Annotated in this window: 32 protein-coding genes; 13 read left to right on the top strand and 19 right to left on the bottom strand. The window is 68.4% G+C overall.

Annotation, left to right across the window (positions count from 1 at the left end; genetic code table 11):
- Positions 1 to 65 precede the first annotated feature (65 nt).
- From BGP17_RS22910 to BGP17_RS22895, 4 genes are all read left to right on the top strand, one after another.
- Positions 66 to 278 (top strand): helix-turn-helix transcriptional regulator, encoded by a 213-nt coding sequence (locus tag BGP17_RS22910; protein WP_167301290.1) that lies wholly within the window; start codon positions 66 to 68, stop codon positions 276 to 278.
- Positions 271 to 684 carry a hypothetical protein gene (locus tag BGP17_RS22905; protein ID WP_286713757.1) on the top strand — a complete coding sequence of 138 codons (414 nt, stop codon included), beginning with the start codon at positions 271 to 273 and terminating at the stop codon, positions 682 to 684. Before BGP17_RS22910 ends, BGP17_RS22905 begins: the two co-directional genes overlap by 8 nt.
- Before the next feature lie 27 nt (positions 685 to 711).
- Entirely contained in the window at positions 712 to 1,635 is a 924-nt protein-coding gene (locus tag BGP17_RS22900; RefSeq protein ID WP_286713755.1) for a TraB/GumN family protein, read from the top strand.
- Between the two features lie 77 nt (positions 1,636 to 1,712).
- A complete protein-coding gene (locus BGP17_RS22895; RefSeq protein WP_286713753.1) occupies positions 1,713 to 2,180 on the top strand; it encodes a DUF1440 domain-containing protein in 468 nt (155 codons plus the stop codon).
- Between the two features lies 1 nt (position 2,181).
- Here the strand turns inward: BGP17_RS22895 and BGP17_RS22890 are convergent, their stop codons facing one another.
- The 5 genes from BGP17_RS22890 to BGP17_RS22870 all read right to left on the bottom strand — a co-directional run bounded on the left by BGP17_RS22890 (position 2,182) and on the right by BGP17_RS22870 (position 5,907).
- Positions 2,182 to 2,946: an exonuclease domain-containing protein gene (locus BGP17_RS22890; protein ID WP_286713751.1), complete on the bottom strand. Its 765-nt coding sequence runs from the start codon at positions 2,944 to 2,946 to the stop codon at positions 2,182 to 2,184.
- Between the two features lie 56 nt (positions 2,947 to 3,002).
- A complete protein-coding gene (locus BGP17_RS22885; protein WP_286713749.1) occupies positions 3,003 to 3,383 on the bottom strand; it encodes a DUF1801 domain-containing protein in 381 nt (126 codons plus the stop codon).
- A complete protein-coding gene (gene pgmG / locus BGP17_RS22880) occupies positions 3,383 to 4,771 on the bottom strand; it encodes a phosphoglucomutase/phosphomannomutase PgmG (RefSeq protein ID WP_286713748.1) in 1,389 nt (462 codons plus the stop codon). The genes BGP17_RS22885 and pgmG overlap by 1 nt, the downstream gene beginning before the upstream one ends.
- 84 nt (positions 4,772 to 4,855) lie before the next feature.
- Positions 4,856 to 5,113 (bottom strand): J domain-containing protein, encoded by a 258-nt coding sequence (locus tag BGP17_RS22875; protein WP_086128232.1) that lies wholly within the window; start codon positions 5,111 to 5,113, stop codon positions 4,856 to 4,858.
- Positions 5,113 to 5,907 carry a division plane positioning ATPase MipZ gene (locus BGP17_RS22870; protein ID WP_086128233.1) on the bottom strand — a complete coding sequence of 265 codons (795 nt, stop codon included), beginning with the start codon at positions 5,905 to 5,907 and terminating at the stop codon, positions 5,113 to 5,115. The genes BGP17_RS22875 and BGP17_RS22870 overlap by 1 nt, the downstream gene beginning before the upstream one ends.
- Positions 5,908 to 5,986: 79 nt before the next feature.
- On the opposite strand from BGP17_RS22870, the gene panC reads away from it, so the two are divergent.
- Complete coding sequence (gene panC / locus BGP17_RS22865; RefSeq protein WP_286713747.1) at positions 5,987 to 6,829, top strand: pantoate--beta-alanine ligase; 843 nt, start codon at positions 5,987 to 5,989, stop codon at positions 6,827 to 6,829.
- Between the two features lie 88 nt (positions 6,830 to 6,917).
- A complete protein-coding gene (locus BGP17_RS22860; protein WP_167301298.1) occupies positions 6,918 to 7,214 on the top strand; it encodes an SEL1-like repeat protein in 297 nt (98 codons plus the stop codon).
- A 15-nt stretch (positions 7,215 to 7,229) separates the two neighbouring features.
- On the opposite strand, the gene BGP17_RS22855 is transcribed toward BGP17_RS22860, so the two are convergent.
- On the bottom strand, positions 7,230 to 7,670 hold the full coding sequence (locus BGP17_RS22855) for a GNAT family N-acetyltransferase (protein ID WP_286713745.1): 441 nt from the start codon (positions 7,668 to 7,670) through the stop codon (positions 7,230 to 7,232).
- The gene (gene topA, locus BGP17_RS22850) at positions 7,667 to 10,207 is read right to left on the bottom strand and encodes a type I DNA topoisomerase (protein WP_167301300.1); all 2,541 of its coding nucleotides are present in this window, start codon (positions 10,205 to 10,207) and stop codon (positions 7,667 to 7,669) included. The genes BGP17_RS22855 and topA overlap by 4 nt, the downstream gene beginning before the upstream one ends.
- 130 nt (positions 10,208 to 10,337) lie before the next feature.
- On the opposite strand from topA, the gene BGP17_RS22845 reads away from it, so the two are divergent.
- Positions 10,338 to 11,870: a DUF4403 family protein gene (locus tag BGP17_RS22845; protein WP_286713743.1), complete on the top strand. Its 1,533-nt coding sequence runs from the start codon at positions 10,338 to 10,340 to the stop codon at positions 11,868 to 11,870.
- A gap of 32 nt (positions 11,871 to 11,902) precedes the next feature.
- Here BGP17_RS22845 and yghU read toward each other — a convergent pair whose 3' ends face one another.
- The 4 genes from yghU to plsY all read right to left on the bottom strand — a co-directional run bounded on the left by yghU (position 11,903) and on the right by plsY (position 15,221).
- Positions 11,903 to 12,796, bottom strand: a complete 894-nt coding sequence (gene yghU, locus BGP17_RS22840) for a glutathione-dependent disulfide-bond oxidoreductase (protein ID WP_286713740.1) — start codon at positions 12,794 to 12,796, stop codon at positions 11,903 to 11,905.
- 68 nt (positions 12,797 to 12,864) lie between these two features.
- Positions 12,865 to 13,527, bottom strand: coding sequence for a hypothetical protein (locus BGP17_RS22835; protein ID WP_167301302.1), 663 nt, complete (start codon positions 13,525 to 13,527; stop codon positions 12,865 to 12,867).
- A 10-nt stretch (positions 13,528 to 13,537) separates the two neighbouring features.
- Entirely contained in the window at positions 13,538 to 14,623 is a 1,086-nt protein-coding gene (gene dprA / locus BGP17_RS22830; protein ID WP_167301303.1) for a DNA-processing protein DprA, read from the bottom strand.
- A complete protein-coding gene (plsY, locus tag BGP17_RS22825) occupies positions 14,616 to 15,221 on the bottom strand; it encodes a glycerol-3-phosphate 1-O-acyltransferase PlsY (protein WP_167301304.1) in 606 nt (201 codons plus the stop codon). Before plsY ends, dprA begins: the two co-directional genes overlap by 8 nt.
- Positions 15,222 to 15,357: 136 nt before the next feature.
- Between plsY and murI the strand changes: the two genes are divergently transcribed.
- Positions 15,358 to 16,155 carry a glutamate racemase gene (gene murI, locus BGP17_RS22820; RefSeq protein WP_286713738.1) on the top strand — a complete coding sequence of 266 codons (798 nt, stop codon included), beginning with the start codon at positions 15,358 to 15,360 and terminating at the stop codon, positions 16,153 to 16,155.
- Between the two features lie 102 nt (positions 16,156 to 16,257).
- Here murI and BGP17_RS22815 read toward each other — a convergent pair whose 3' ends face one another.
- The gene (locus BGP17_RS22815) at positions 16,258 to 16,428 is read right to left on the bottom strand and encodes a hypothetical protein (RefSeq protein WP_167301306.1); all 171 of its coding nucleotides are present in this window, start codon (positions 16,426 to 16,428) and stop codon (positions 16,258 to 16,260) included.
- Between the two features lie 234 nt (positions 16,429 to 16,662).
- Here BGP17_RS22815 and hemA point away from each other — a divergent pair, with 234 nt between their 5' ends.
- Positions 16,663 to 17,904, top strand: a complete 1,242-nt coding sequence (gene hemA, locus BGP17_RS22810; RefSeq protein WP_286713737.1) for a 5-aminolevulinate synthase — start codon at positions 16,663 to 16,665, stop codon at positions 17,902 to 17,904.
- A 1-nt stretch (position 17,905) separates the two neighbouring features.
- Positions 17,906 to 18,253 (top strand): hypothetical protein, encoded by a 348-nt coding sequence (locus tag BGP17_RS22805; protein ID WP_286713736.1) that lies wholly within the window; start codon positions 17,906 to 17,908, stop codon positions 18,251 to 18,253.
- On the opposite strand, the gene BGP17_RS22800 is transcribed toward BGP17_RS22805, so the two are convergent.
- The 5 genes from BGP17_RS22800 to BGP17_RS22780 all read right to left on the bottom strand — a co-directional run bounded on the left by BGP17_RS22800 (position 18,250) and on the right by BGP17_RS22780 (position 21,983).
- Positions 18,250 to 18,777 carry a DUF4199 domain-containing protein gene (locus tag BGP17_RS22800; RefSeq protein WP_286713735.1) on the bottom strand — a complete coding sequence of 176 codons (528 nt, stop codon included), beginning with the start codon at positions 18,775 to 18,777 and terminating at the stop codon, positions 18,250 to 18,252. The genes BGP17_RS22805 and BGP17_RS22800 overlap by 4 nt on opposite strands.
- A 202-nt stretch (positions 18,778 to 18,979) precedes the next feature.
- On the bottom strand, positions 18,980 to 19,396 hold the full coding sequence (locus BGP17_RS22795) for a response regulator transcription factor (protein ID WP_286713734.1): 417 nt from the start codon (positions 19,394 to 19,396) through the stop codon (positions 18,980 to 18,982).
- A 4-nt stretch (positions 19,397 to 19,400) separates the two neighbouring features.
- Positions 19,401 to 20,063 (bottom strand): class I SAM-dependent methyltransferase, encoded by a 663-nt coding sequence (locus BGP17_RS22790; protein ID WP_167301311.1) that lies wholly within the window; start codon positions 20,061 to 20,063, stop codon positions 19,401 to 19,403.
- A complete protein-coding gene (locus BGP17_RS22785) occupies positions 20,060 to 21,304 on the bottom strand; it encodes a BtaA family protein (protein ID WP_286713733.1) in 1,245 nt (414 codons plus the stop codon). Before BGP17_RS22785 ends, BGP17_RS22790 begins: the two co-directional genes overlap by 4 nt.
- A gap of 100 nt (positions 21,305 to 21,404) precedes the next feature.
- A complete protein-coding gene (locus BGP17_RS22780; protein ID WP_286713732.1) occupies positions 21,405 to 21,983 on the bottom strand; it encodes a DUF1579 family protein in 579 nt (192 codons plus the stop codon).
- Positions 21,984 to 22,030: 47 nt separating this feature from the next.
- On the opposite strand from BGP17_RS22780, the gene BGP17_RS22775 reads away from it, so the two are divergent.
- Entirely contained in the window at positions 22,031 to 22,858 is an 828-nt protein-coding gene (locus BGP17_RS22775; RefSeq protein ID WP_286713731.1) for a LytTR family DNA-binding domain-containing protein, read from the top strand.
- Positions 22,859 to 22,901: 43 nt separating this feature from the next.
- On the opposite strand, the gene BGP17_RS22770 is transcribed toward BGP17_RS22775, so the two are convergent.
- Positions 22,902 to 23,375: a hypothetical protein gene (locus tag BGP17_RS22770; RefSeq protein ID WP_286713730.1), complete on the bottom strand. Its 474-nt coding sequence runs from the start codon at positions 23,373 to 23,375 to the stop codon at positions 22,902 to 22,904.
- The gene (locus tag BGP17_RS22765) at positions 23,375 to 23,626 is read right to left on the bottom strand and encodes a hypothetical protein (protein ID WP_167301315.1); all 252 of its coding nucleotides are present in this window, start codon (positions 23,624 to 23,626) and stop codon (positions 23,375 to 23,377) included. The genes BGP17_RS22770 and BGP17_RS22765 overlap by 1 nt, the downstream gene beginning before the upstream one ends.
- A 58-nt stretch (positions 23,627 to 23,684) precedes the next feature.
- Between BGP17_RS22765 and rpiB the strand changes: the two genes are divergently transcribed.
- A complete protein-coding gene (rpiB, locus tag BGP17_RS22760; protein WP_167301316.1) occupies positions 23,685 to 24,137 on the top strand; it encodes a ribose 5-phosphate isomerase B in 453 nt (150 codons plus the stop codon).
- Complete coding sequence (gene glyA, locus BGP17_RS22755; RefSeq protein ID WP_167301317.1) at positions 24,134 to 25,444, top strand: serine hydroxymethyltransferase; 1,311 nt, start codon at positions 24,134 to 24,136, stop codon at positions 25,442 to 25,444. The genes rpiB and glyA overlap by 4 nt, the downstream gene beginning before the upstream one ends.
- Positions 25,445 to 25,453: the final 9 nt, after the last annotated feature.

Below are 25,453 nucleotides of genomic sequence, written 5' to 3'. Positions count from 1 at the left end.
ACGCGACTCGCTATGTAAGGTGTACCTGACAAGGTGTCAGGTCATGGGGACATGCCGAACAACGGATGCGAAACCGGCTGAAAGTGCTGCGCGCCGAGCGTGACTGGAGCCAGGCGGAGCTTGGCGGCCGGCTCGGCGTGTCGCGCCAGGCGGTGAACGCGATTGAGACGGGCAAGCACGATCCGTCGCTGCCGCTCGCGTTCAAGATCGCGCGCCTGTTCGCCATGCCCATCGAGGAGATATTTTTCGATGGCGAGTCGGGAGGCGGGGATGACTGAGCATGCGGGGCCCGGCGAACGTGCCGAGGTGGCGCGCCGCAATCGTTTCTGGCTGATGATGTCGGGCTTCATGCTGCTCGGCGCCGTGATCGGCGGCACGCTCGTCGCGATCGAGAAGAGCCCGTCGGGCAGCCTGCCCGCGATCTGGGCGATCGCGATCACCGTGATCTTCGTCGCCGTGCTGGGCGGCGGCACCTGGTATTTCTACCGCGATATCGACGAGGTGGAGCGGCAGGACAATCTGATCGCGGGCACGATCGCGATCAATTTCTACGCGCTCGTCTATCCCGCCTGGTTCTTCCTGTGGAAGGGCGGCCTGGTTCGCGAGCCCGATCATGAAACCCTCTTCGTGGCGACCGTGATTGTCATGAGCGCCGTCTATTTCTGGAAGAAACTTCGGCCTTGAGGGCCGCGCAACTGGAGTGATCCCGCGATGTTGAAGAAGAAGTTGCTCACCGTTCTGGCGGGCTTCACTGCTCTCGCCACCCTGCCGGCCATTGCCCATGCCCAGGTCGCGCCGGCCACCGCCGCGGCGCCGGCCGCCAGGGAAGCCGATCCCGCGCTCTGGGTGGTCAAGGATGCCGATACCACCGTCTATCTCTTCGGCACCGTCCATGTCCTGAAGCCGGGCCTCAGCTGGTTCGACAAGGCGGTGAAGGCCGCGTTCGACAAGAGCGACACGGTGGTGCTCGAGATGGTGATGCCCGAGCCCGCGGTGATGCAGGGGGTGATCACGAAGGCCGCGACGGCGCCGCAGGCCGACCCCGCGCTCACCGCCAAGCTGCCCGAAGATGCCCGGCCGGCGCTTGCGGGCGCGCTGGCCAGCCTCGGCATGCCGGCCACCGCGCTGGACCGCTTCGAGCCATGGTATGCGGCGATGATGCTCAGCATGCTGCCGCTGGCCAAGCTGGGCTATGATCCTTCCAGCGGCGTGGAGGTGACCATCACCGCCGCCGCCAAGTCGGCCAACAAGCGGCTGGAAGGGCTCGAGACCTTCGAGCAGCAGATCGGGTTCTTCGACACGCTGCCGGAAGGCCTGCAGGTCAAGTTCCTGGCGCATACGGTGAAGGAGTTCGACAAGATCGGCCCGCAGCTCGACAAGATGGTCGAGCAGTGGAGCGCGGGCGATCCCGATGCGCTCGGCGCGACGCTGAACGAGGAAATGCGCAGGACGCCCGAGCTGGCCAAGGTGCTGCTTGCCGACCGCAACGCCCGCTGGGCCGATTGGATCGACGCGCGCATGGCCAAGCCGGGCACTGTGTTCATCGCGGTCGGCGCGGGCCACCTGGCCGGCGGCGACAGCGTCCAGGCCTATCTCGCCAAGCACAATCTCAAGGCCGAGCGCATCCAATATTGATTGCCCCGATATTGATGTGACGCCGGGAGCCGGGCAGGGAGGGGCGCATCGAGCCCATCCCTGTCCCGGAGTTCCCGATGGCAAAGCCCCGCCCGTTTCTCGGTCTTCTCGCCGGTGTCGCCGCGGGGCTGGTCGCTTCCGCGGCGATGGCCGCCTTTCAGCACCAGGCGGCGAAGCTGCTGCCCGAGGATGGCAAGGACGCGGAGCCGGCGACGGAGAAGGCCGCCGACAAGGCGAGCGAGGCGCTGATCGACACGCCGCTGCCCGAGCCCCGGCGCGAACAGGCCGGGATGGCCGTCCCCTATATCGCCGGCGCGGTGCTCGGCGGCATCTATGGCGTCATCACCGAATACAAGCCCGAGGCGAGTGCCGGTTTCGGCGGAGCCTATGGCATTGCCACAAGCGCGCTGCTCGACGAAGCCGCCGGCCTGGCGCCGGGGCCGGAAGACACGCCGCTTGCCCAGCATGCCTATGGCGCGGCCTCGCACCTGGTCTACGGCATCGTCCTCGAAGGGGTGCGCTGGCTGATCGCCGGGCGGCGCTAGATCAGAACAGCAGCCGCTGGGCCGGAGCGTTGTGCCCCGCCGGCGCCCCGCCGCGCCGGCGCGCCAGCTCGGTCTGGGCCGTGAAGCGCACGTCCTCGTCGCGATCGTTCAGGAAGACGGCGAGCGAATCATCGTCGATCTCGCCCCATTCCTTGCCGCGATCGGGCCCGAAGCGGACGCGCGGCAGCAGCCCCGGCGATCTGGACCATTCGACCAGTTGCGCGACGCCGACCTCGTTCAGCATGTCGCGCAGATGATGCGCAGTGACATAGGCGTCGGGAAAGGCGCGGTGCGCGGGCAGGCCGCGCTCGTGCTCCAGCCCCTCGGGATGGCGCCAGTAGCGCAGGAACTGGTTCGAGAAGCCGCCGCTGTCGGGCCACAGCCGCAGCGCGCATTTCCAGGTGCAGATCCAGTCGGCGCCGCGAGTGAGGGCCGGGGTGCAATATTGCTCCTCGAAGCTTGCCCGGTGCGCCGCCAGCGCCACCCGGCGCGGCCAGGGATCGAGGATCGGCCGCGCGACGTCGTGCCACCAGGGCGCGTCGGCGACGTCCTCGTCGCGGATATGGTGGATCGCCATGGTGAGCGGAGGGATCGGCCGGCCGGGGTTCACCAACCGGTTGCCGCCTTCGCCATGGAGCTCCCAGCGCCCGTCCTTGCCCATCGCGACGTCCTGCCAGCCGATCTCGCACACGGCATGGGCCGGCGGCTTGTCGCCGGTGGTTTCGAGATCGATGACGCGGATGATGGGCGGGTGGGATGACGCCATGACCCCCAAATGGGGGGAGGGACGCGGAATTGCGAGTCAAATCGCCCGACGGGGCATCAGGCGGTGGCGGCGATCCAGCGGCGGACGAGGTCGCGCAGCGCATCGGCATGGGCGGCGACGTCGTCCGCGTCGCGCAGCTGGATCACGCCGCGATCGGGCGCCGGCCAGGCCGCGAGGCCCGCGGGATCCTCGAACCGGAAGCCGGTCGCCGTCTTCGCCGTGGCGCCGCGATGCAGGACGATCCGGACGCCGCCCTTGCGGTCGATGCCGAGCGTCACCTTGTGATCCTGCGCGTCGCGGAAGCTCGGCGCGTTCCACTTCAACTCCTCGACCAGCCCCGGCGCGGCCTCGGCCACCAGCCCTCGCAGCGCATCGACGGCGGCGCGGTGGCCGGAGTCGAGCGCGTCGAGGAATGCGGGGATCGATCCGGCCGCCATCAATGCGCCACCGTCTCTCCGCGCATCAGGCCGCTCTTGGCGAGCTGATCGTCGATCTGGGCGAGCAGCCGGTCGAGCCCGGCCTGGTCCCCGGCCTCGGCACGGGCGACGAGCACGTCCTGCGTGTTCGACGCGCGCAGCAGCCACCAGCCGTCGGCGGTGTTCACGCGTGCGCCGTCGGTGCGGTCGACATCGGCGCCTTCGGCTTCCAGCCGGTCGAGCACTTCGTCGACCACCGCGAACTTGCGGCTCTCGTCCACCTGGAAGCGCATCTCGGGCGTGTTGACCAGCCTGGGCATCGCGTCCCTGAGCTCGGTCAGCGACTTGCCGATCACATGGATCGCCTGGATCAGCCGGATCGCGGCATATTGCGCGTCGTCGAAGCCGTAATAATCCTGGGCGAAGAAGATGTGGCCGCTCATCTCGCCGGCGAGCGGCGCATGGGTTTCCTTCATCTTGGTCTTCACCAGGCTGTGCCCGGTCTTCCACATCAGCGGCTTGCCGCCCAGTTCCGCGACTCGGTCGAACAGCATCTGCGACGCCTTCACATCGGCGATGATCGTCGCGCCCGGCTCCACGCGGAGGACGGGTTCGGCCAGAATGGACAGAAGCTGATCGCCCCAGATCACACGGCCTTGCCCGTCGATCGCGCCCAGCCGGTCGCCGTCGCCGTCAAAGGCAAGTCCGAAATCGAGCTGCTTCTCCGCGACGAGCCTCTTCAGATCGGCGAGGTTCTTCTCGTCGGTGGGGTCGGGATGATGATTGGGGAAATTGCCGTCCACATCGGTGAACAGCGTGTGATGCTCACCGGGCAGCAGCTTCACCAGCTTCTCGACCACCGGGCCGGCGGCGCCGTTGCCCGTATCCCATCCGACGCGATAGGCGCCGCCGGCATAGCCCGCGATCAGCCGGCCGACATACAGGTCCTCGACATCGGCGTCGGTCACGGTCTCGCTGCCGTCGCCTTCGTCCCAATCGCCTTCCGCCGCCATCCGGCCGAGCAGCTGAATCTGCTCGCCGAAGAAGCTGGCGTGCTGAAACACCATCTTGAAGCCGTTGTAATGGCCGGGATTGTGGCTGCCGGTTATCTGGATGCCGCCATCCACTTCCAGCGTTGCCTCGGCATAATATAGCATCGGCGTCGGGCCCATGCCGGTGCGCACCACCGAGCAGCCCGACTTGGTGAGCCCGTCGATCAGCGCTTCCTCGAGTGCGGGCGAGGAGAGGCGGCCGTCGCGCCCCACCGCCACGCGCGTGCCGCCGGCGCGGCGCAGCAGAGTGGCGAAGCCGCGGCCGATCGCGCGCGCATCGTCCGGGCCGAGGGTCTGCCCCACGATCCCGCGAATGTCGTACTCGCGCAGCGAAGTGGGGTCGAAGCGATGCGTCATGATGCCTCCCGGGGGAATCTCTGGCGGCCTAATTCGCGAATATCGGGGAAAGTTCAATCCGGCATCGCAAGCGCGGGCAAGGGCTCAGCGGCCGTGCCGCAGCAGCGTGTCGCGCGCCGAATTGATCCGTCGGGTCAGCTCGGCCGAGCCGCCCTTGTCCGGATGCACCGCCGAGACGAGCCGGCGATGCGCCGAGCGGATCGCCTCGTCATCGGCATCGGCCGCCACGCCCAGGATCGCGCGCGCCTCTTCCTCGGGCATGCGCGGGCCCTTTGAACGCGGCTTCAGCACGAGCAGGTACAGCGCGTAGAGGACCAGCGCCGCGATGATCAGCTTCGCCATCAGGCGAACAGCGGCATGGTGACTTCGGGGAGCGCCAGCCCGGCCATCATCTCGCGCAGTTCCTGCCGCGCGGCGACGTGCGCCAGGCCCATCTCGCCGAACTCGCGGCTGTCGAGCATGGTCAGCCCCTGGGGGAACAGCTCGCGATAGATCACGCGTTCGGAAAGCCCGGAGATCACGCGGAAGCCGACGCGCTTGGAGAGCTGGTCGATCGCCTCCGACACGCGCTTCATGTTGCGCGCCTCGATATGCTGCATGCGGTTGCGCAGCACGACCCAGTCGATCGTCTCGCCGTCCGCCTTGGCGCGGCGCTTGCGCGATTCCCAGATCAGCTCCGAATAGAAGCTGGGGCGGACGACCTTGAAGGTATCGGGATCGACCTGGCCGATCAGGTCGAAATCGACGAAGCTGTCGTTCATCGGAGTGACCAGCGTGTCGGCATTGGTGACGGCGATGCGGGCGAACTTGTCGTCGCGGCCGGGCGTGTCGATCACCAGGAAGTCCGCGCCGGTGCCCAGCCGGTCGAGCGCCTCGGAGAAATAGGCCATGCTCTCGCCGTCATGCGTGTCGTAGACCGGCATCGGCAGCTCGCGGCCCATGCGCTTCATCGTCGCGCCGCGATTGTCGAGATAGCGGCCCATGGTGCGCTGCCGATGGTCGAGATCGAAACAGGCGACGCGCGCGCCCTTCGACGCGAGCGCGATGGCGGTGTGGACCGCCGTGGTGGATTTTCCGGTGCCGCCCTTCTCGTTCGCGAATACGAGAACGTGCAGCCGCTTCGATCCTTCGCTCAACGTCTCAACATCCTTTATTGATCGATCGGCCCGCCCCCCATAGAAGGCCGCGCCTCCGTCTTATCGAAAGTGTTAACGCGTGCAAACAGTCCGTCAGCTCGAAGCCCTTCGCGAGGCGGCCGCCGCCTGGCGCCAGGCGGGCGAGCGCATCGCCCTTGTTCCCACCATGGGGGCGCTGCATGACGGGCACATGGCGCTGGTCGATGCCGCCCGGCGCGCCGCGAACCGCGTCGTCGTCTCGATCTTCGTGAACCCGAAGCAGTTCGGCCCCAATGAGGATCTCGCCAAATATCCCCGCAAGGAAGCCGCGGATTCGCGCATGCTCTCGGGCGCGGGCGTGGACCTGCTGTGGATGCCGCCGGTGGAGCTGGTCTATCCCGAAGGCTTCGCGACCAACGTCTCGGTTTCGGGCGTGAGCGAAGTGCTCGAGGGCGCGCACCGGCCGGGCCATTTCGACGGCGTGGCGACGGTGGTCGCCAAGCTGTTCGGCCAGGTCCAGCCCGACATCGCGTTCTTCGGCGAGAAGGACTGGCAGCAGCTCGCCGTGATCCGTCGCATGACCATGGACCTCGACTTGCCGGTCGAGATCCAGTCGGTGCTGACCCAGCGCGACGATGACGGCCTGGCCCTGTCGTCGCGCAACGCCTATCTGATGCCCGAGGAGCGTGCCAAGGCCGTGGCGCTGCCCCGCGCGCTCGGCGCGGCGGGCAAGGCGATCGTGGAGGGCGGCGATGTCGAGGCGGCGCTTGCCCAGGCGCGCGAGACGCTGGCCGCGGCGGGCTTCGAGATCGACTATGTCGCGCTCGCCGATGCCGCCACGCTGGCGCCGGTGACCGCCTATTCCGCCGACCGGCCGCTGCGCCTGCTCGCCGCCGCCAGGATCGGGGCCACCCGGCTGATCGACAACATCGCGATACCCTGAACAATTACGGTTAACGCCGTTAACCATTTGTTTTGGATTCGAGTGCCAAACCCCATCCACCACGAAAGGGTGGAAAGGGGTAAGCGACATGGGCAGCAGCCTGAAGAGTGCGCGTTTCCTTATCGAGAGCCGGCTGCGCGATGCGGCCCGCGGCGATGCCAATGCGTGCTACGATCTGGGGATGGTCTATTCGAGCGGCGCGGATGGCATCGGCGTCGATCTGATCGAGGCGCACAAATGGTTCAACATCGCCGCGGTCACCGGCGACACGCGCGCGCAGGAATGCCGCGCCGAGATCGCCGAGGACATGACCGCGCGCGAGATCATCGAGGCACAGAAGGCCGCGCGGGCCTGGCTCCGCGGTTTCGAGGTGCGGGCGGCCTGATCCGCCGGCCTCGCCTCAATCGAGGCTGAGTTCCATGTCGACCCGGTGCATTCCGGGGCCCCAGCCATCGGCGATCCGGCCGCGCGACCGTGCGCCGTAGCGCGCGAAGAAGGGCTCCGAGAGATGGCTGGCCGCGATATCGATCCTATGGGCGCCGCCGGCCCTGGCCGACGCCATCGTCGCGGCGATCATCGCGCCGCCGGCTCCCGATCCCTGCACCGCGGGGTCGACCATGATCCAGTTCAGCCGCGCCCGCGCGCCGTGCAGCGCGACTCCGAATGCCGCGACCACCCGGCCATCGCGCTCGCATAGCCGGTACTCGCCGGCATGCGCGCGCAGATAATCGACGAACTCGGCGCGCTCGTTCGGAGCGAAGAAGCGCGGGCAATTGGCATCGAACAACGCCAGGCAGGCGGGCAGATCCGCCTCCCCGAACGCGCGGATGCCGTGCCTCATCCCGCCTTCGCCGCGGCCTTTTTGGGCGCCGCCTTCTTGGCGGGCGCCTTCTTGGCCGGGGCCTTCTTCTTGCCCTTGCCCTTGGCGGGGCCCGCCGCCGCGCGGGCGTCGATCAGCTGGGCGGCTTCCTCGAGCGTCAGCTGGTCCTTGTCGATCGACTTGGGCAGCGTGGCGTTGGTCTCGCCGTCGGTGACATAGGCGCCGTAGCGGCCGTCCATCAGCTTGATCTCGGCCTCGGTGCGCGGATGCTTGCCGAGTACCTTCAGGGGCTCGCGCGCGGCGCCCCGGGCCGGGCGGCCCGAATTCGCCGCCGCTTCGGCCAGCTTGACCACCGCGGCGTTCATGCCGGTCTCGAACACTTCCATGGTCGAGCCGAGCCGCGCATATTTGCCGTCATGCGCCAGATACGGCCCGTAGCGGCCGATCGAGGCGGTGATCGGGTTGCCGGTCTCCGGATGGTCGCCGATCACGCGCGGCAGCTTGAGCAGCTTCAGCGCCAGCTCCAGGTCGAGCTCGACGTCCTTGGGGATCGAGGCGCGTGCCGCTTCCTTGCCCTCGCCAAGCTGTATGTACGGCCCGAACCGGCCCGACTTGCGCTCGACGTTGAGGCCCGTTTCCGGATCCTGGCCGAGCACTTCCGGCCCGCTGTCCTCGCCCGCTTCCCCGCCGGGCTGCGCGAAGCGGCGGGTATATTTGCATTCGGGATAGTTGGAGCAGGCGATGAACGCGCCGAACTTGCCGCCGCGCAGCGCCAGCCGGCCGTTGCCGCAGTTCGGGCACAGCCGCGGATCGCTGCCGTCCGCCCTTTCCGGGAACAGATAGGGCGCCAGGAACTCGTCCAGCGCCGCCGTGATGTCCGACGGCTTCTGCTCCATCACATCGGCCGTGCGCGGCTTGAAGTCCTTCCAGAAGGCTTCGAGCACCGCCTGCCACTGGGCGCGGCCGCCCGAGACGTCGTCGAGCTCCTCCTCCAGCTCGGCGGTGAAGTCGTAGTTGACGTATTTCTGGAAGAAGCGCTCGAGGAACGCCGTCAGCAGCCGCCCGCTCTCCTCGGCGAAGAAGCGGTTCTTCTCGACGCGCACATAGGCACGATCCTTGAGCACCTGGATGATCGAGGCATAGGTCGACGGGCGGCCGATCCCCAGCTCTTCCAGCCGCTTGACCAGCGAGGCTTCGGAGAAGCGGGGCGGCGGCTGGGTGAAATGCTGCTCGGCATGGACGGCCTTCTTGGCCGGAGTCGCGCCCTCGCTCATCCGCGGCAGGCGGCGCGAATCCTCGTCGCCTTCATCGTCGCGGCCTTCCTCGTAGAGCGCGAGATAGCCGGGGAAGAGCACCACCTGGCCAGTGGCGCGCAGCCCGTGCTGGCCGGTCGCGTCCTCCAGGTCGATCGTGGTGCGCTCCATCCGGGCCGAGGCCATCTGGCTGGCCAGCGCACGCTTCCAGATCAGTTCGTAGAGCCTGGCGTGATCGCCCGAGCCTGCGCGATCCTTGCTGAAATCGGTGGGGCGGATCGCTTCGTGCGCTTCCTGGGCGTTCTTGGCCTTGGTGGTGTAGACGCGCGGCTTGTCCGGCACATAGCTGCCGTCATAGCGGGTGGCGACTGCCTTGCGGGCCTCCTGGATGGCGCCGGGGTCCATCTGGACGCCGTCGGTACGCATATAGGTGATCGCGCCATCTTCGTACAAACCTTGGGCGATCCGCATCGTGTGGCTGGCCGAGAAGCCCAGCTTGCGCGCGGCTTCCTGCTGCAGCGTCGAGGTGGTGAAGGGCGGCGGCGGGTTGCGCATCGCCGGCTTGGTCTCGACCGAGACGACGGTGAAGCGGCCTTCCTCGACCGACTTCTTCGCTGCCTCGGCAGTCTTGCCGTCGCCGATCGACAGCCGGTCGAGCTTGTCGCCCTTCCACTTGACCAGGCGGCTGGTGAACGGCGTGCCGTCCTGCTCCATGTCGGCGGTGACCGACCAATATTCCTGGGCCTTGAACCCCTCGATCTCGCGCTCGCGCTCGACGATCAGGCGCAGCGCCACCGACTGGACGCGGCCGGCCGACTTGGCGCCGGGCAGCTTGCGCCACAGCACCGGCGACAAGGTGAAGCCCACCAGATAGTCGAGCGCGCGGCGCGCGCGATAGGCATCGATCAGGTCGGTATCCAGCTCGCGCGGCTGCGCCATCGCGGTCAGGATCGCCGGCTTGGTGATCGCGTTGAAGGTGACGCGCTCGACTTCCCTGGGCAGCGCCTTCTTGTTCCGGAGCACTTCCTGCACGTGCCAGCTGATCGCCTCGCCCTCGCGATCGGGGTCGGTCGCGAGGATCAGCCGGTCGGCCTTCTTCGCTTCGTCGGCGATCGCCTTCAGCTGCTTCGACTTGTCGGCATAGGTCTCCCATTCCATCGCGAACCCTTCGTCCGGGTCGACGGAGCCGTCGCGCGCAGGCAAGTCGCGGACATGGCCGTAGGAGGCGAGGACCCGATAGTCCTTGCCGAGATATTTCTCGATGGTCTTCGCCTTGGCCGGCGATTCTACGATGACGAGCTGCATGGGGGGTAAGCGTTCCTCACGTGTACGCGTGTAAGGTGGGGAGGGGAGACGGGAGCCGTCAACCCGGTTGATCTGGAACCTGAAGCGGTTTTGCGGGTATCACTCGTCGAGGCCGAGGGGGAGCAGGATATTGCCCGAAGAGACAGTACCGCCGCAGCCGCGCCGCTCGCATCGGCGCCTGTGGATCTTCGGAACTATCCTGGCCCTGCTCGCGGCGGCGGGCGGCGCCGCCTTTCTCTGGCTCCGCGCCGCGCTCGACGTGAAGGCCGAGGCGCCGCCGCGCGCCAGCGACGCGATCGAAGTGCCCAGACAGGTTTCCGCGATCGACGTGCCGCTCGACGTGCATGTCTCCGTCCTCAGCCGCGCGCTCGAACGGGCGGTGCCGCGCACGCTCTGGTCGATCGACCAGCGGATCGACAATTGCGTGCCGGCGCAGCGGGTGAAGCTGTTCAGCAAGAAGCTCAAGGTCACCCCCGATCTCGGCTGCACCGTGGTCGGCACGGTCACCCGCTCGGCGATCCGCCTGCGCGGCGCGGGCGACGAGATCATCGCCGACGTGCCGATCCGCGCCAATATCGCCGCGCGCCATGTCGGCGGCTTCCTCAAGGGCAAGACCGCGACGGGATCGGCGATGGTCCGTGCCCGGGTCCGCCTGTCGATGACCGCCAACTGGCAGCCCCAGGCGACCGTCCGCCTGGCCTATGACTGGACGGCGCCGCCCGGCATCGACTTCCTTGGCCGCCGCATCACCTTCACCGACAAGGCCGACGAGAAGCTCCGCCCGGTGGTGCGCGATCTGGAGCGCACGCTGCCGCGCGAGATCGCCAAGCTCAATGTCCGCGCCCGCGTTGCCGATGCCTGGCGGCAGAGCTTCACGTCGTTGCAGCTCAATGCCGAGAACCCGCCGGTCTGGATGCGGATCACGCCGCAGAAGCTCAACTATGGCGGCTATGGCCTGGCCGGGAACCGGCTGCGCCTGCGCCTTGGCCTGTCCGCGCTCACCGAGACGTTCGTCGGCCCGCGTCCCGAGGATCCCGCGCCCACGCCGCTGCCGCCGCTCGGTCGCGATGCGCATGGCGCGAAGCTTGCCTTCTTCATTCCGGTGATCGCCGACTATGCCCAGCTGGAGCCGGTGCTGCAGAAAGCGCTCGCCAAGCGCTCGATGCGGCCCTTCGCGTTGCCGGGCATCGGCCCGGTGGTCGCGCGGTTCGACAAGGTGACCGGCTATGGCACCACGGGCGGCCGCATCGCGGTGGGCCTGGCGATCACCGCCCGCCGGCAGGACAGCGCGGCCGAGACGCATGGCCTGGTCTGGCTCACCGCCAGGCCGGTCAACGCTCCCGGCTCGCAGCGCGTCCATTTCGAGCAGCTGGCCGTTTCGGGCGAGACCGACCGGATCGAAGGGGACCTGCTCGTCCGCCTCGTCCAGAGCCCCGGCGTGGCCGAGACGCTGGCCGAATCGCTCACCCAGAACTTCACGCATGATTTCGACAAGCTGCTCGGCAAGGTCCGGCGCGCCATCGTCCAGAAGCGCGCCGGCGACTTCGTGATCCGCGCCGATATCGCCGATGTGCGTACCGGCGAGCTCAAGGCGGCGGGGCAGGGACTGTACCTGCCCGTCTGGGCGTCGGGCACGGCGCGGGTGGAATATACCGGCCGCTAGCCGTCCCCTCCCCTGGAAGGGAGGGGAGCGCCTTACGCGCGCATCCGCGCCCGCACCGCGTCGATATCCGCCGCCGAATGCCGCTCCGGCACGCGCTGGTCCTCCGGTCCGGTGCCGCGATTGACCAGCCGACCGCGCTGGACGGCCTCGCGCGCGCCGACTTCCGCGACCCAGCGGTTGAAATGCGCATATTCGGCGGTGTTCAGGAACTCGGCCGCGCCGGGATAGGCATCGCCGCGGGCGACGCCGCCATACCAGGGCCAGATCGCGATGTCGGCGATCGTATAGTCGTCGCCCGCCATGTAGCGATTCTCTGCCAGATGCGTGTCGAGCACGTGGAGCTGGCGCTTCACTTCCATCGCATAGCGGTTGATCGCATATTCGATCTTGTAGGGCGCATAGACGAAGAAATGGCCGAAGCCGCCGCCCAGGAACGGCGCCGATCCCATCTGCCACATCAGCCAGCTCATCGTCGCCGCGCGCTTTGCCGGATCGCCCGGCAGGAAGGCGCCGAACTTCTCGGCGAGATAGACCAGGATCGCGCCGCTCTCGAACACGCGGATGGCGGGATCCACCGAATGGTCGACCATCGCGGGAATCTTCGAGTTCGGGTTGACCTCGACGAAGCCGCTGCCGAACTGGTCGCCCTCGCCGATGTTGATCTTCCACGCGTCATATTCGGCACCGCCATGGCCGGCGGCGAGCAGCTCCTCGAGCAGGATCGTCACCTTCTGCCCGTTCGGCGTGCCGAGCGAATAGAGCTGGATCGGATGCGCGCCGACCGGCAGCGCCTTTTCGTGCGTCGCGCCCGAGACCGGCCGGTTGATGTTCGCGAACTGGCCGCCGCTGGGCTGCTCCCAGGTCCACACCCGGGGCGGGACATAGCCGGCGGGCAGGTTGTTCGCGGGGTCTTGGGCGTCGGCCATGTCGGGGTTCCTTGTGGGGAGGATTGCCCCGGCGATGTAGGAACGGTCCGGGGACTTGCCAGCCCCGGTCAGGCGAAGATCTGCTCGAGTTGCGGCGACGCTTCCCTGGCCGAGAAGGAATAGATCGCCATCGCCAGGAACCAGCTGAGCACCGTCGAGCCATAGGCGAGCAGGTTGCTGGCGAGCATCGGCACCGGCGGCGCGGGGCCATATTCCGGTATGAGGAAGAGATCGAGGACGACCGACGCGACCAGGCCGGTGCCGACCACCAGAAATGCGAGGCAGATCGGCACGGCCTTGCCGCGCGTGCGGGTCCAGCTGCCGCCCAGTGCCGCTCCCATTCCCTTGCCCTCCGCGACCACGATCGGCACGCCGATCGACCAGCGCGCGAGCAGGTAGAGCCCGGGCAGCACGAGGAGGAAGATGCCGAGCAGGATTGCGAGGCCCGAGACGATGCTCAGCAGCGCATAGCTGCCGGCGCGGCCGGGCACATTGTCCGCCTGCATCAATCCCGCGCGGCGCGCCACCCGGCCGCTCACGATGAACTGGCCGAAGATGCCGATGATCCCGCCGACAAAGGCGAAGCGGGCGTCGCTGCCGCCGCCGGGCAGCACGCTCAGCGCCGTGGTGGGGAGCGCCAGCGCCAGCCAGAAGATCAGCGCGGCGCCGGGCGCGAGCCGGACCATCTCGCCGGTCCGCCGCAGGATCATGCTCGTGTCGAAATCTTCCATTCCGTCCCCCTCACCCGACCGCCAGACTTACCCGCCCGCCCGCATGCCGCTCCAGCCGCCCGGCCAGCTCCAGCTCGAGCAGCACGGTCTGCACCACCGCCGGCGCCAGCCCCGATTGCCGGATCAGCTCGTCCGCCGCCACCGGTACCGGCCCGAGCAGCCCGGTCACCGCGCGGCGATCCGCATCGCCCGCATCCTCGGGCGGCGGGCCGCGCCAGCCGGTGCCCGGCACGCGCACTGCCCGCGGATCGATCGGACGGACCATCTCGAGGATGTCGTCCACGCCCTGCACCAGAGTCGCGCCCTCGCGGATCAGCAGGTTGCAGCCCTGCGCCCGCGGGTCGAGCGGCGAGCCGGGCACCGCCATCACCTCGCGTCCCGCCTCGGCGGCGATCCGCGCGGTGATCAGCGAGCCGGAGCGCGGCGCCGCTTCCACCACCACCGTGCCGAGCGCGAGCCCGGCGATGATCCGGTTGCGCGCCGGGAAGAAGCGGGCGAGCGGCTCGGTGCCTGGCGGCTGTTCCGCCAGCAACAGCCCCTCGCGCGCCACGCGCTCCTGCAGCTCGCGATTCTCGGGCGGAAAGGCGATGTCGATCCCGCTTGCGATCACGCCCACCGTGCCGCTGGCGAGCGAGCCGATATGCGCGGCGGTGTCGATCCCCCGCGCCAGCCCCGAGACCAGCGTCACCCCGGCCTCGCCCAGCCCGAGCGCGAGCTGGCGGGCGAAGCGACAGGCGGCGGCCGAGGCATTGCGCGCGCCGACGATGGCGACGGTGGGCCGGGCGAGAAGCGCCGGCCGGCCCCGCAGGATCAGCGCGGGCGGCGCATTCTCCAGCTCGGCGAGGAGCGGAGGATAGTCTGCATCCCCCAGGAACAGATAGCGTGCGCCCAGCCGCTCGACGGCCGCGATCTCGCGCCGCACCGCGCCCGGATCCGCGATCGCCGGCGCCCGCCCGCCGCCACGCGCGGCCAGCATCGGCAGTGCGTCGAGCGCCGCCTCGGCGTTGCCGAAGCGGGCGATCAACTGGGCATAGGTGACGGGGCCGATGTTGGCGGAGCGCAACAGCCTTAGCCGTGCCTCCCGCGTGTCAGCCACTTTTCTTCCCGATGCGGGGCTCGGTGCCGTTCAGCAGGCGGTCGATGTTGGCGCGGTGCTTCCACAGCACGATCATCGCCAGCGCGAGCAGCATCAGCACCAGCTCGATCCGCCCGAAAAAGGCGGCGCTCACCGGCGCGCTGATCGCCGCGCTCATCCCGGCGAGCGAGGAGATGCGCAGTATCGCCAGCAACCCGAGCCAGACCACCGCGAACACGATCGCCGAGGGCCAGTGGAGCGCGAGCACCACGCCCATCATCGTCGCCACGCCCTTGCCGCCGTTGAAGCGCAGCCACACCGGGTAGCAATGGCCGATGAACGCGGCGAGCCCGCCCAATATGCCGCCGCCCGGCACGAGCGCGCCGGCGATCCACACCGCGGCGGCACCCTTGGCGAGATCGAGCAGCAGCGTCGCCGCGGCCAGCCCCTTGCGCCCGGTGCGCAGCACGTTGGTCGCGCCGATATTGCCCGAGCCGATCTGGCGCAGGTCGCCGGCGCCGAAGAAGCGCGTGAGCAGCAGCCCGAACGGAATCGAGCCCAGCAGATAGCCGAGCAGCAAGACCCCTGCGGGTGCGAGCCATGGAATGTCGGTCGTCATTCATCCCCCTGCGCCTGCCAACATAGTGGCTGGCGGCAGAGGCGCAATGACGCGGATGACGCGCAATCGGATGTATCGGCCGGTTGCGTCGGGGCGAGGTTGACGCTGCCTCGCGCCCGGCCCATGCCGCGCGGCGATGTCCGACGATCGGCCCGTCCTGTTCTTCGATTCCGGCGTTGGCGGGCTTTCGGTGCTTGCGCCCTGCGCGGCGCTGCTGCCGCACGCGCCGCTCGTCTATGTCGCCGATTCGGCGGGCTTTCCCTATGGCACTCGCAGCGAGGGCGAGATCGCCGCGCGCGTGCCCGCCCTGCTCGGCCGCCTTGCCGAGCGCTACGATCCGCGCCTGATCGTCATTGCCTGCAACACCGCGTCCACGATCGCGCTCCAGCATGTCCGTGCCGCGCTCGACGTGCCGATCGTCGGCACCGTGCCTGCGATCAAGCCGGCCGCGGCGATCAGCGAGACGCGGGTGATCGGCGTGCTGGGCACCGAGGCGACCGTGCGCCAGCCCTATGTCGACGATCTCGCGGCACGCTTTGCCGGCGATTGCACGGTCCTGCGCCACGGTTCGGCCGAACTGGTGGAGATTGCGGAGGCCGCGCTGGAAGGGGTGCCCCCGATCCCGGCGCGGATGCGCGCCGTGCTCGCCGGGCTGTTCGGCCAGCCGGGCGGCGAACGGATCGACGTGATCGTCAATGCCTGCACGCATTTTCCGCTGGTCGAGGCCGAACTCGCCGCCGCCGCGCCGCATCCCGTGCGCTTCGTCGATGGCGGCCCGGGCATCGCCCGGCGCGTCGCCCATCTGACCCAGGGACAGGGCTGGCCCTCGGCGCCGGTGCCGGGGAAGGCGGTGTTCACGGCGCGCAGCGCACGGACCGAGATGCTGGCGCCGGCCCTGGCGCGCTACGGCCTGGTCGAAATCGAATCGCTCTAGGCTGCGGGATTCACATCCTCTCCCACGTCATCCCCGTGCAGCCCTGAATCCTCGCCTGCGCGGGGAAGACGGGTGGGGGAACCTGAATCCCCAGCCCGGCCCTCAGGCCTGGACGCAGGGCACGGCGACGACGGCGATGTCGCGCAGCCGCGCCGAATAGCGATCGGCCATTTCCAGATGGACGCGCCGCGCGATCATGTCGTCGCTGCGCGCGGCATGCTCGCGCTCCTGGCGCTCGCGTCTGGCGAAATATTCCATGTCCCTGACCGTCATGGCCCGATGCTCCTGTTCAGGCGGAGGCGCGCTAGGTCTCTTGGCCGTGGGCCCGCTCGGTAGCCGAGTCGCCCGCGATGCCTCCTGCTTACCACAAGTCGCGCCGTTCCTGCAGCAATCCCTATCGATTCCGGACCAATGGCATTTTGTTTTCGATCAAAGGAGGGACGGGGCGCTCCGATTAGGCATTATGTCCAACTGGAAATCGCCCGATTTTGGCGATAGGAACGCTGCATGCACAGCGCAGACAGCCCCGCGCCCGTCGACTATTCCCGGGTTTTCTCGTCCGCGATCGACCGGCTGCACGCCGAGGGCCGCTACCGCGTCTTCATCGATATCCTGCGCAACAAGGGCATGTTCCCCAATGCGCGCTGCTTCGCCGGCCATAACGGCCCGAAGCCGATCACCGTCTGGTGCTCGAACGACTATCTGGCGATGGGCCAGCATCCCAAGGTGATCGCGGCGATGGAGGAGGCCCTGCACGACGTCGGCGCCGGCTCGGGCGGCACGCGCAACATCGGCGGCAACACCCATTATCATATCGAGCTGGAGCATGAGCTTGCCGACCTCCACGGCAAGCAGGGCGCGCTGCTCTTCACGTCCGGCTATGTCTCCAACGAAGCGACGCTCTCCACGCTCGCCAAGATCCTGCCCGGCTGCATCGTCTATTCGGACGAGCTCAACCATGCCTCGATGATCGCCGGCATCCGCAATTCGGGCTGCGAGAAGCGCGTCTTCCGCCACAACGACCTGGCCCATCTCGAGGCGTTGCTCGCGGCGGACGACCCCGCGGTGCCCAAGCTGATCGCGTTCGAGAGCGTCTATTCGATGGATGCCGACATCGCCCCGATCGCCGCGATCTGCGACCTGGCCGACAAGTACAACGCGCTGACCTATCTCGACGAGGTCCATGCCGTCGGCATGTACGGCCCGCGCGGCGGCGGCATTTCGGAGCGCGACGGCGTTGCGGACCGGCTGACGATCATCGAGGGCACGCTCGGCAAGGCGTTCGGCGTGATGGGCGGCTATATCGCGGCCGACCAGATGATCATCGACGTGATCCGCAGCTATGCGCCGGGCTTCATCTTCACCACCTCGCTCTCGCCCGTGCTCGTCGCCGGCGCGCTGGCCAGCGTGAAGCACCTGAAGGGCTCCACCGAGGAGCGCGAGGGCCAGCAGGCGGCCGCGGCGACGCTCAAGGCGATGATGGCCGATGCGGGCCTGCCGGTGATGCCGTCGACCACGCATATCGTGCCGCTGATGGTCGGCGATCCGGTCAAGGCCAAGAAGATCAGCGATGTCCTGCTCGCCGAATATGGCGTCTACGTCCAGCCGATCAATTATCCCACCGTGCCGCGCGGCAGCGAGCGGCTGCGCTTCACGCCCGGCCCCGCGCATGACGAGGCCATGATGCGCGAGCTGGTCGACGCACTGGTCGAGATCTGGGGCCGGCTGGAGCTGCGGCTGGCGGCTTGAAGTGAAGCGCGCGCCCGACACCCGTTGGAAGCGCGACGCCTTGCTCGGTGCGCTGCCCGGTGTCGCCTGGATGGCCTTCATGCTGGTTCGGGGCGGGTTCGGCGCCTATTGGCTCGGGCTGTTCACGCTATCGATCCTCTTCGCCACCGCCGGCACCTATATCGGCCATCGCGTCGCACGACCGCTGCGCAGCTATCTCATCGCCCTGCTCGTATCGGCCGGCCTCGCGATCCTGCTGCGCCTCGTTGCGCCGAATCCCGCCGCGCCGATCTTCTGGTTCGCGCTGACCGCGTTCGGCGTCTTCTGGGCCTGGTATTGGGAGCGGACCGAGCCGCTCCCCAAGGCTTAGGCTTCCGCTGCGCGCGCCGGCAGGAAGCGGCTGTTGCGGAGCAGCCCGGCCGAGACCAGCGACACGATCGCGCCCACCGGGAAGATCTCCGAAAAGGTGATCGGCAGCCGGAGGAACGGGTTGTGATAGGTGGCGCGGAAACTCTCCAGCTCGGCCTTGGCGCTGGCCAGTTCCGCGCCGGTCTTGCCCTGGAGCGCGCCCCCGGCGAACTTGTCGACGAACGCGTCGATCCCGATCATGTGGAGCGCCGCGTCCCAGCAGAGCGTATAGACGATGCCCGCGACCAGGCTGATGCCCAGCCCCAGCCCGAATGCGGGCAGGAAGCGGATCACGCCGCCCTGCGTCACGTCGCGCTGGCGCTTGATCGCGATGAAGATGGTGCTCAGGCCGATCAGCATGATCAGGTAGCCGATCGCCATGCCGTATTGGTCGACGGCGCCTTCGAAGTTGAGGACGACGATGGAGAGCAGGCCGCCGGCGATCAGTCCGCCGATCGCGCCATAAGCCAAAGCGGTGCGGAGCATGTCGATGTCCTCCTTGGGTTCAGGTTGCGCCCGAAGGAAGCATCGGGCAAGCCCGCCCGGCAATCGCCCGAAGGGATGATTTGCGTGAAATGCGCAGGACGGCGGCTGGCCCTCCCTCCTCCCTTGCCATCCCGGCGAGGGTCGGGATCTCAGGCAAGGGCGCGAGGCAGGCGCAGCACCAGGCCCCGGCCACGGATCCGGCTCAGCGAACGATCCCCAGTTCCCGCGCCCGCGCCACCGCGTCTCCGCGACGCTTGGCACCAAGCTTGTCCAGCAGCCGGGCGACATGCGTCTTCACTGTGTTCGGCGAAACGCCCAGCCGCTCGGCGATCTCCTGGTTCGATCGGCCGGCGCGCAGTTCGTCCAGCACTTCCAGTTCGCGTGGCGAAAGTCCCAGCGTCGCCACCGCGCGCGGATTGCCGTCGAAGCCGCGCGCGGCCGGCCGCGCCATCCCCTTCATGCCCAGGAACACGCCCAGCGCAAGGAAGCCGCAGGCGATCAGGAAGACATAGACGTCGCCGGCATGCGAGCGCACCAGCCGCTGATAGTCGAGCCATTCGAGCAGCAGCGTGCCGGCGGCCAGGAGCGCGCCGTACAGGACGATGCGCCTCCACATCATGTCTTCAGTCCCGCGTCAGCGTCGCGCTCCACACATAGCCGCGCAGGGAGGAGCGGAAGTCGAGGCGCAGGCCCTGTTCCTCGGCGACGCGCTTCAGCACCGCGGGCAGTTCGGCGCGTGGGAACACGTGGAAGTCGTTGAGCGACTTGAAATGGAGCCGCTTGGCGAACCCCGGCAGCCGTTCATACTGGCCGAAATCGACGATGTGCAGGCTGCCGCCCGGCGCCAGCGCCCTGGCCCCCAGCTCGATCGCCTCCACCCAGGGCGGGATCATCGAGAGCGTGTAGCTCATGAACACCCGGTCGAGCTTCTCCAGCCCGAACAGGCTGGTCACGTCGAATGCGCCCGCATCGCCCTGCGCCAGCGTGATCCTGCTCCCCAGGCCGTTCTTCTCGACCGAGGCGCGCGCGGTTTCCAGCATCGCTTCGCTGATGTCGAAGCCGAAGAAGCGCGCCCGCGGGAAGCGCTTCGCCGCGACGATCAGGTTGCGCGCGGTGCCGCAGCCCACTTCCAGCACCGTCCCGCCCTCGGGCGGGTTCAGCCCGCGGATCAGCGCATCGCGCCCCAGCAGGTAGAATTTGCGCGTGAAGTCATAGAAGTGGCGATGGAGCGCATAGGTCGCGTCCATCAGCCCCTTCTGGTCGGCCCCCCCGGTCGCGGCACTCATGCGTGCGGCTTCAGCGTCCAGACGTGCGTCGCGCCATAGACCGAGGAGCGGTCGCGGCGGGTCCAGTCGTCGAGCTTGGCCTGGTCCTCATATTCCCACTGATCCATGATCGCGTCGGGGATATGGCCCCTCACCACGTCGGGGATCGCCGCGGTGCGATAGAGCACGCGGGCGCCCGGCTTGGCGGTGCGGGTGATCTCGTTCCAGATGCGGGTGAGCTGCTCGTCGGTCATCCAGTCCTGCGCATCGAGCAGGATGAAGCGATCGAGCGACTGGGCGGGCATCGATTCGAGATAGTCGGCATAATTGGTGTGGCGGATCTCGACGCGGTCGGCACACGCGCGCACCACGTCCCAGTTCTTCGCCTCGAGATAGGGCGGCAGCGGCGCGTCCGGCCCCTCGCCATAGCCGCGGCCGAATGCCTGCCAGGCGTAGAAATTGTCCTTCAGGTCGAAGTCGCAGGCGAGCTTGCGCAGGCGGCTCCTGAGCGCGCCGGTGATCCCCGCCTGGTCGTCGACCTTGAGCAGGTCGTACTGCGCCGGCGGAATGCCGAAGCCGAACAGCGCGGCGGGCTGGTCGACCAGCCAGCGCAGGAACTTCTTCTCGAAGAAGGGGGCGAAGCGCGTCTCGAAGATCTGGCGCTGCTCCTCGATGGTCTTCGCCGCCAGGATCTCGCGCGGATCGATGCCATAGCGGTGCGCGAGCCAGTGGACGAAGCCGATCAGCCGGCCGAGCAGGCCATATTTGTAGAAGCCGTGCCGGAACGCGTCGATCCGGCGGGTGCCGTTCAGGCCGCGGCGCTCCCAATAGTCGCGATAGGGCGCGTCGAGGTGCGGCGCGATATGCTGGCGATAGGCCTCGACATTCTCCGCCTTGTTCGCCTGGCCGAAGAAGCGGTGGAACGAAGCATAGTCGGGCAGGTTCAGCACCGCCTGCTTCTTGAGGTTGTTGAGCGCGATGTGCGCCGGGTTCAGGTCCACCGCGGTGATCCTGGCCGGGTTCGCCGTCAGATAGGAGAAGACGTTGCACCCGCCCGAGGCGATCGTCACCATGTGGTGATCCGGCTGGAGCTGCAGCGCCTCCATGTCGATCACCGGATCCTCCCAGATCTGCGGATAGACCAGGCCCCGGAACGCGAAGGTGAAGGCCCGCTCGAGCAGGCCTTCCTTGGTGAGATGCTCGTGGCGATGCACGGCACCGCGGACGGCGACATTCTTCGGCGTCTTGGTAATCGAACCCATCAGTGACTCCTGGGCGCCCGGCGGGCGGCGGCGTTCCGCCACGCCCTATTACCCCTTTGTGACGAACCGGCGTCACCCTTGGGTCAGGAGTGCTGTAAAATCAATCCCGTGTCATGCTCCCGGCCATCGGCCAGTCGGTATCGCCGACGCGTTTCAGGGTCATCCTGAAGAAGGGGCGGGGCGGCTGGCCGTCGGCGACGAAGTCGCCGGTCTCGGTCCAGGTGGTGCCGTCGAAGCTGGCCTTGTACCGCACGCGGGCGGCGGGCCCGGCCGGCACTTCCCAGGCATAGCCCCGCTCGGCCGCGATCAGCGGGAAGCTGCCCGATCGGCCGCCCGTGTGGCTCGCCATGGTGAAGGCCTTCGCGGCGGGATCGTAGGAGACGACGGCGAAGGCATTGAACGGCACCTTGCCGTCCGCGCCGAACGACTTGCCTTCGATCAGCGTGATCGTGCCGCCGAGCAGCGTGCCGACGCGCTCGGTATGCGTCACCACCAGTTCCTTGCCGCCCGGCATCTGCATCCGCGCCTCGCCGCGCCATTTGCCGTGCATCCAGTCGAGCTTGTGCATCGCTTCGGCCTGCGCGGCCATTGCGGCGGTGTCGGCGGCCTGGGCGTGCGCCGCGGCGGGCAGGGCGAGCGCGGCGAGCGTGAAGGCGAGGGGGAACATGGGGCGAAGCATGGGGTCTCCCGTTGTGATCCCGGGCCGCGCATGGCAGCCTCTCCGCCATGCCCGCCGCCCGATCGCTCCGCACTGGCCCCGTCGCCCGCCTCGCCGGCAAGCGCGGCTTCGCGAAGCGCGCGCCCGGCTTCGCGAAACGCGCGCTGCCCCGGGCGCCGGTGCCCGGTTTTCCCTTGCTGTGGATCGCCTGCCTGGCCGCGGCCGCGCTGATGGTGGTCACCGGCGGGTTCGGCACCGGCGCATTGCCGCTCGGCACGCGCATCGCCTTCTGGCTGCTGCTGATGGGGTGGAACGCGCTCAAATGGCAGGCGCTGTTTGCCTGGGGCGTGCGCAAGCCGGGCGACTGGCCGCGCGTCTCGCTCTTCGGCACGATCCCGCTCAACCTGCCCCTGCCGTTCGAGATCTGGCTGTGCGGCCGTGCCGTCGGCGTCGAGATGCAGGCCGTGCCGGTGGAGGTATGGCTGGGCGCGGCGGCGATCAGCACGGGGATCTTCGCGGTCTGCTGGGCTGTCGCCTGGCTGATGCTGCGCCGGATGCGCCCGGTACGCGCCGATACCGGCCTGCTCGCCCGCGCCCGGGTCCCCGCCGGCGACCTCGCGGCGATCGAGGCCGAGGATCATTATTGCCGCATCCACCGCCGCGACGGCGGGAGCGCGCTGATCCATTATCGTTTCGGCGACGCGCTGGAAGAAGTCGCCGGCCTCGACGGTCTCCAGGTCCATCGCGGCGCGTGGGCGGCGGCGGATGCGGTGGAAGGCGCGGAACGCGACGGCCGCAAATGGCGCCTGCTCCTCGCCGGCGGCGGCAGCGTGCCGGTCAGCGCCACCTATGCGGCGGCGGCGCGGGCGCGGGGATGGTTGCGGGCGACGCGCTGACCGTCACCCCGGCCTCGTGCCGGGGCGACGGTCGGGGAAAGGCCTAATCCCGGCAATAGCCTTCGCCGGACTTCACGGTCAGGCAGTCCTTCTTGCCCGTCAGATACTTCAGGCCGGTCGCATCGCCGTCGCTGGCGCGCAGCACCTGCTTTCCGTCCGGCCGCTCGAAGGCAATGCCGTCGCGCGTGCCCCTGCCCTCGAAGCTCCCCTTGTCGTCGAGCGTATATTGCATCTCGAGCTTGTAGGTGCCGGCGTCCTTGCCCTTGGCGACGACCAGATAGGTGCCCTCGACGCCCTTCCAGCGGCCGACCCAGCCGTCATGCGCCACCGGCTTGCCGGAGACTTCCCTCTTCAGATCGGCGGCGCCCTCGGCGACGGCATTGGCTATGGAGCCGCCCACCGCCACCGCGGCATTGCCGGCGGTCTCGGTGGCATTGGCGGTGGCATCGCCGGCCTTGTCGGCGGCGTTGCACGCGGCGAGCGCCAGCGCGGGCGCGAGGATCAGGAGCGGCCGCATCAGCGCGTCGCCTCGTCGATCGCGTTGCCGACATGCTCGGCACGGTTGCCGATATCGTCGGCCGTGTTGCCGATCGCGGCGCCGGCATCGTCGGCGGCGTTGCCCAGCGTGTTGCCCATGTCGTTCATGCTGTTCGCCAGCGAGTCGCCGGTGCGGTCGAGCGAGTTGGACAAATTGCTCTCGGCACCGGGCGAACAGGCTGCGAGGCCCAGGGCCAGCACCGGAAGCAGGGTGAAAATCGTCTTGCGCATGTCTCTCTCCGAATAGTCGGTCTAGCCAGCAGGTTCCTTGCGGCGTAGGGGAGCGCGCATGTCGCACAGCATCGCTATCGCCTCGGATCATGCCGCCTACGCCATGAAGGCAGAACTCGTCGAATGGTTGCGTAACGAAGGGCATGAAGTGCTCGATCTCGGCACCAGCGGACCGGAGAGCGTCGACTATCCCGACTATGGCTATCGCCTGGCCAAGGCGATCGAGGACGGCCGCGCGGCACGCGGCGTCGCGCTGTGCGGCTCGGGCATCGGCATCTCGATCGCGGTGAATCGCAATCCCGCCGCCCGTTGCGCGCTCGTCTCCGAGCCGCTCTCGGCCAGCCTCGCCCGCCAGCACAACGATGCGAACGTCGTCGCGCTGGGTGCCCGTCTCGTCGGGATCGAGATGGCCAAGGCGTGCATCACCACTTTCCTCGCAACCGAGTTTCTCGGCGAACGCCACCAGCGTCGGGTCGACAAGCTCAGCCATCCTGAAGGGACCCCTGCATGAGCACCAACCCCGTGAACCTGGGCGCCCAGCCCGATGGCTATTTCACCCGCTCGCTCGCCGAGGCGGATCCCGCGGTCTTCGCCGGCGTGCAGCATGAGCTGAAGCGCGAGCAATATCAGATCGAGCTGATCGCGTCGGAGAACATCGTCTCCAAGGCGGTGCTGGAAGCGCAGGGCTCGGTCTTCACCAACAAATATGCCGAGGGCTATCCCGGCAAGCGCTATTATCAGGGCTGCCACCCGTCGGACGAAGTCGAGCAGCTGGCGATCGATCGCGCCAAGCAGCTGTTCGGCTGCGAATATGCCAATGTCCAGCCGCACTCGGGCGCGCAGGCCAATGGCGCGGTCATGCTCGCCATGGTCAAGCCTGGCGACACGATCATGGGCCTCAGCCTCGATTCGGGCGGCCATCTGACGCATGGCGCCCGCGCGGCGATGTCGGGCAAGTGGTTCAACGCGGTCCAGTACGGCGTCACCCCGGACACGCACCTGATCGACTATGACGAGGTTGCCCGGATCGCTCGCGAGACGCGCCCCAAGCTGATCATCACCGGCGGCTCGGCCTATCCGCGCCATATCGACTTCGCGCGTTTCCGCGCGATCGCCGATGAAGTGGACGCGATCTTCATGGTCGACATGGCGCACTTCGCCGGCCTGGTCGCCGGCGGCGTGCACCCGACGCCCTTCGGCCACGCCCATGTCGTCACCACCACCACCCACAAGACGCTGCGCGGCCCGCGCGGCGGCGCCGTGTTCACCAATGACGAGGCGATCGCCAAGAAGATCAACTCGGCGGTGTTCCCGGGCCTGCAGGGCGGCCCGCTGATGCACGTCATCGCCGCCAAGGCAGTCGCGTTCGGCGAGGCGCTCCAGCCCGAGTTCAAGAGCTATGCGGCGGCGATCGTCGAGAACGCCAAGATCCTGGCGGCGACGCTCAAGGAGCGCGGCGCGGCGGTGGTCTCGGGCGGTACCGACACGCATCTGGCGCTGATCGACCTCACCCCGCTGGGCGTCACCGGCAAGGACGCCGACGAGGCGCTGGAGCGCGCGGCGATCACCTGCAACAAGAACGGCATCCCCAACGATCCGCTGCCCCCGGTCAAGACCAGCGGCATCCGCGTCGGCTCGCCGGCGGGCACCACCCGCGGCTTCGGACCCGCCGAGTTCCGCGAGATCGGCAACATGGTCGCCGACGTGCTCGACGGGCTGAAGAAGAATGGCGAGCAGGGCGACGCCCAGGTCGAGCACAATGTCCGCGAGCGCGTCCGCGCGCTGTGCGAGCGCTTCCCCATCTATCCGGAGCTTTGATTTGATGCG

The sequence above is a fragment of the Sphingomonas sp. 67-41 genome, from assembly GCF_001899725.1.
Taxonomy (GTDB): Bacteria; Pseudomonadota; Alphaproteobacteria; order Sphingomonadales; family Sphingomonadaceae; genus Sphingomonas; species Sphingomonas leidyi.
This window is presented reverse-complemented; position numbering and strand designations above follow the sequence as displayed.

Excerpts from the sequence above, each read along its gene's own strand:
- BGP17_RS22910 (WP_167301290.1), top strand. The coding sequence starts at position 66 with ATGCGAAACCGGCTGAAAGTGCTGCGCGCCGAGCGTGACTGGAGCCAG.
- BGP17_RS22905 (WP_286713757.1), top strand. The coding sequence starts at position 271 with ATGACTGAGCATGCGGGGCCCGGCGAACGTGCCGAGGTGGCGCGCCGC.
- BGP17_RS22900 (WP_286713755.1), top strand. The coding sequence starts at position 712 with ATGTTGAAGAAGAAGTTGCTCACCGTTCTGGCGGGCTTCACTGCTCTC.
- BGP17_RS22895 (WP_286713753.1), top strand. The coding sequence starts at position 1,713 with ATGGCAAAGCCCCGCCCGTTTCTCGGTCTTCTCGCCGGTGTCGCCGCG.
- BGP17_RS22890 (WP_286713751.1), bottom strand. The coding sequence starts at position 2,946 with ATGGCGTCATCCCACCCGCCCATCATCCGCGTCATCGATCTCGAAACC.
- BGP17_RS22885 (WP_286713749.1), bottom strand. The coding sequence starts at position 3,383 with ATGGCGGCCGGATCGATCCCCGCATTCCTCGACGCGCTCGACTCCGGC.
- pgmG (WP_286713748.1), bottom strand. The coding sequence starts at position 4,771 with ATGACGCATCGCTTCGACCCCACTTCGCTGCGCGAGTACGACATTCGC.
- BGP17_RS22875 (WP_086128232.1), bottom strand. The coding sequence starts at position 5,113 with ATGGCGAAGCTGATCATCGCGGCGCTGGTCCTCTACGCGCTGTACCTG.
- BGP17_RS22860 (WP_167301298.1), top strand. The coding sequence starts at position 6,918 with ATGGGCAGCAGCCTGAAGAGTGCGCGTTTCCTTATCGAGAGCCGGCTG.
- BGP17_RS22855 (WP_286713745.1), bottom strand. The coding sequence starts at position 7,670 with ATGAGGCACGGCATCCGCGCGTTCGGGGAGGCGGATCTGCCCGCCTGC.
- topA (WP_167301300.1), bottom strand. The coding sequence starts at position 10,207 with ATGCAGCTCGTCATCGTAGAATCGCCGGCCAAGGCGAAGACCATCGAG.
- yghU (WP_286713740.1), bottom strand. The coding sequence starts at position 12,796 with ATGGCCGACGCCCAAGACCCCGCGAACAACCTGCCCGCCGGCTATGTC.
- BGP17_RS22835 (WP_167301302.1), bottom strand. The coding sequence starts at position 13,527 with ATGGAAGATTTCGACACGAGCATGATCCTGCGGCGGACCGGCGAGATG.
- plsY (WP_167301304.1), bottom strand. The coding sequence starts at position 15,221 with ATGACGACCGACATTCCATGGCTCGCACCCGCAGGGGTCTTGCTGCTC.
- murI (WP_286713738.1), top strand. The coding sequence starts at position 15,358 with ATGTCCGACGATCGGCCCGTCCTGTTCTTCGATTCCGGCGTTGGCGGG.
- BGP17_RS22815 (WP_167301306.1), bottom strand. The coding sequence starts at position 16,428 with ATGACGGTCAGGGACATGGAATATTTCGCCAGACGCGAGCGCCAGGAG.
- hemA (WP_286713737.1), top strand. The coding sequence starts at position 16,663 with ATGCACAGCGCAGACAGCCCCGCGCCCGTCGACTATTCCCGGGTTTTC.
- BGP17_RS22800 (WP_286713735.1), bottom strand. The coding sequence starts at position 18,777 with ATGCTCCGCACCGCTTTGGCTTATGGCGCGATCGGCGGACTGATCGCC.
- BGP17_RS22795 (WP_286713734.1), bottom strand. The coding sequence starts at position 19,396 with ATGATGTGGAGGCGCATCGTCCTGTACGGCGCGCTCCTGGCCGCCGGC.
- BGP17_RS22790 (WP_167301311.1), bottom strand. The coding sequence starts at position 20,063 with ATGAGTGCCGCGACCGGGGGGGCCGACCAGAAGGGGCTGATGGACGCG.
- BGP17_RS22785 (WP_286713733.1), bottom strand. The coding sequence starts at position 21,304 with ATGGGTTCGATTACCAAGACGCCGAAGAATGTCGCCGTCCGCGGTGCC.
- BGP17_RS22780 (WP_286713732.1), bottom strand. The coding sequence starts at position 21,983 with ATGCTTCGCCCCATGTTCCCCCTCGCCTTCACGCTCGCCGCGCTCGCC.
- BGP17_RS22775 (WP_286713731.1), top strand. The coding sequence starts at position 22,031 with ATGCCCGCCGCCCGATCGCTCCGCACTGGCCCCGTCGCCCGCCTCGCC.
- BGP17_RS22770 (WP_286713730.1), bottom strand. The coding sequence starts at position 23,375 with ATGCGGCCGCTCCTGATCCTCGCGCCCGCGCTGGCGCTCGCCGCGTGC.
- BGP17_RS22765 (WP_167301315.1), bottom strand. The coding sequence starts at position 23,626 with ATGCGCAAGACGATTTTCACCCTGCTTCCGGTGCTGGCCCTGGGCCTC.
- rpiB (WP_167301316.1), top strand. The coding sequence starts at position 23,685 with ATGTCGCACAGCATCGCTATCGCCTCGGATCATGCCGCCTACGCCATG.
- glyA (WP_167301317.1), top strand. The coding sequence starts at position 24,134 with ATGAGCACCAACCCCGTGAACCTGGGCGCCCAGCCCGATGGCTATTTC.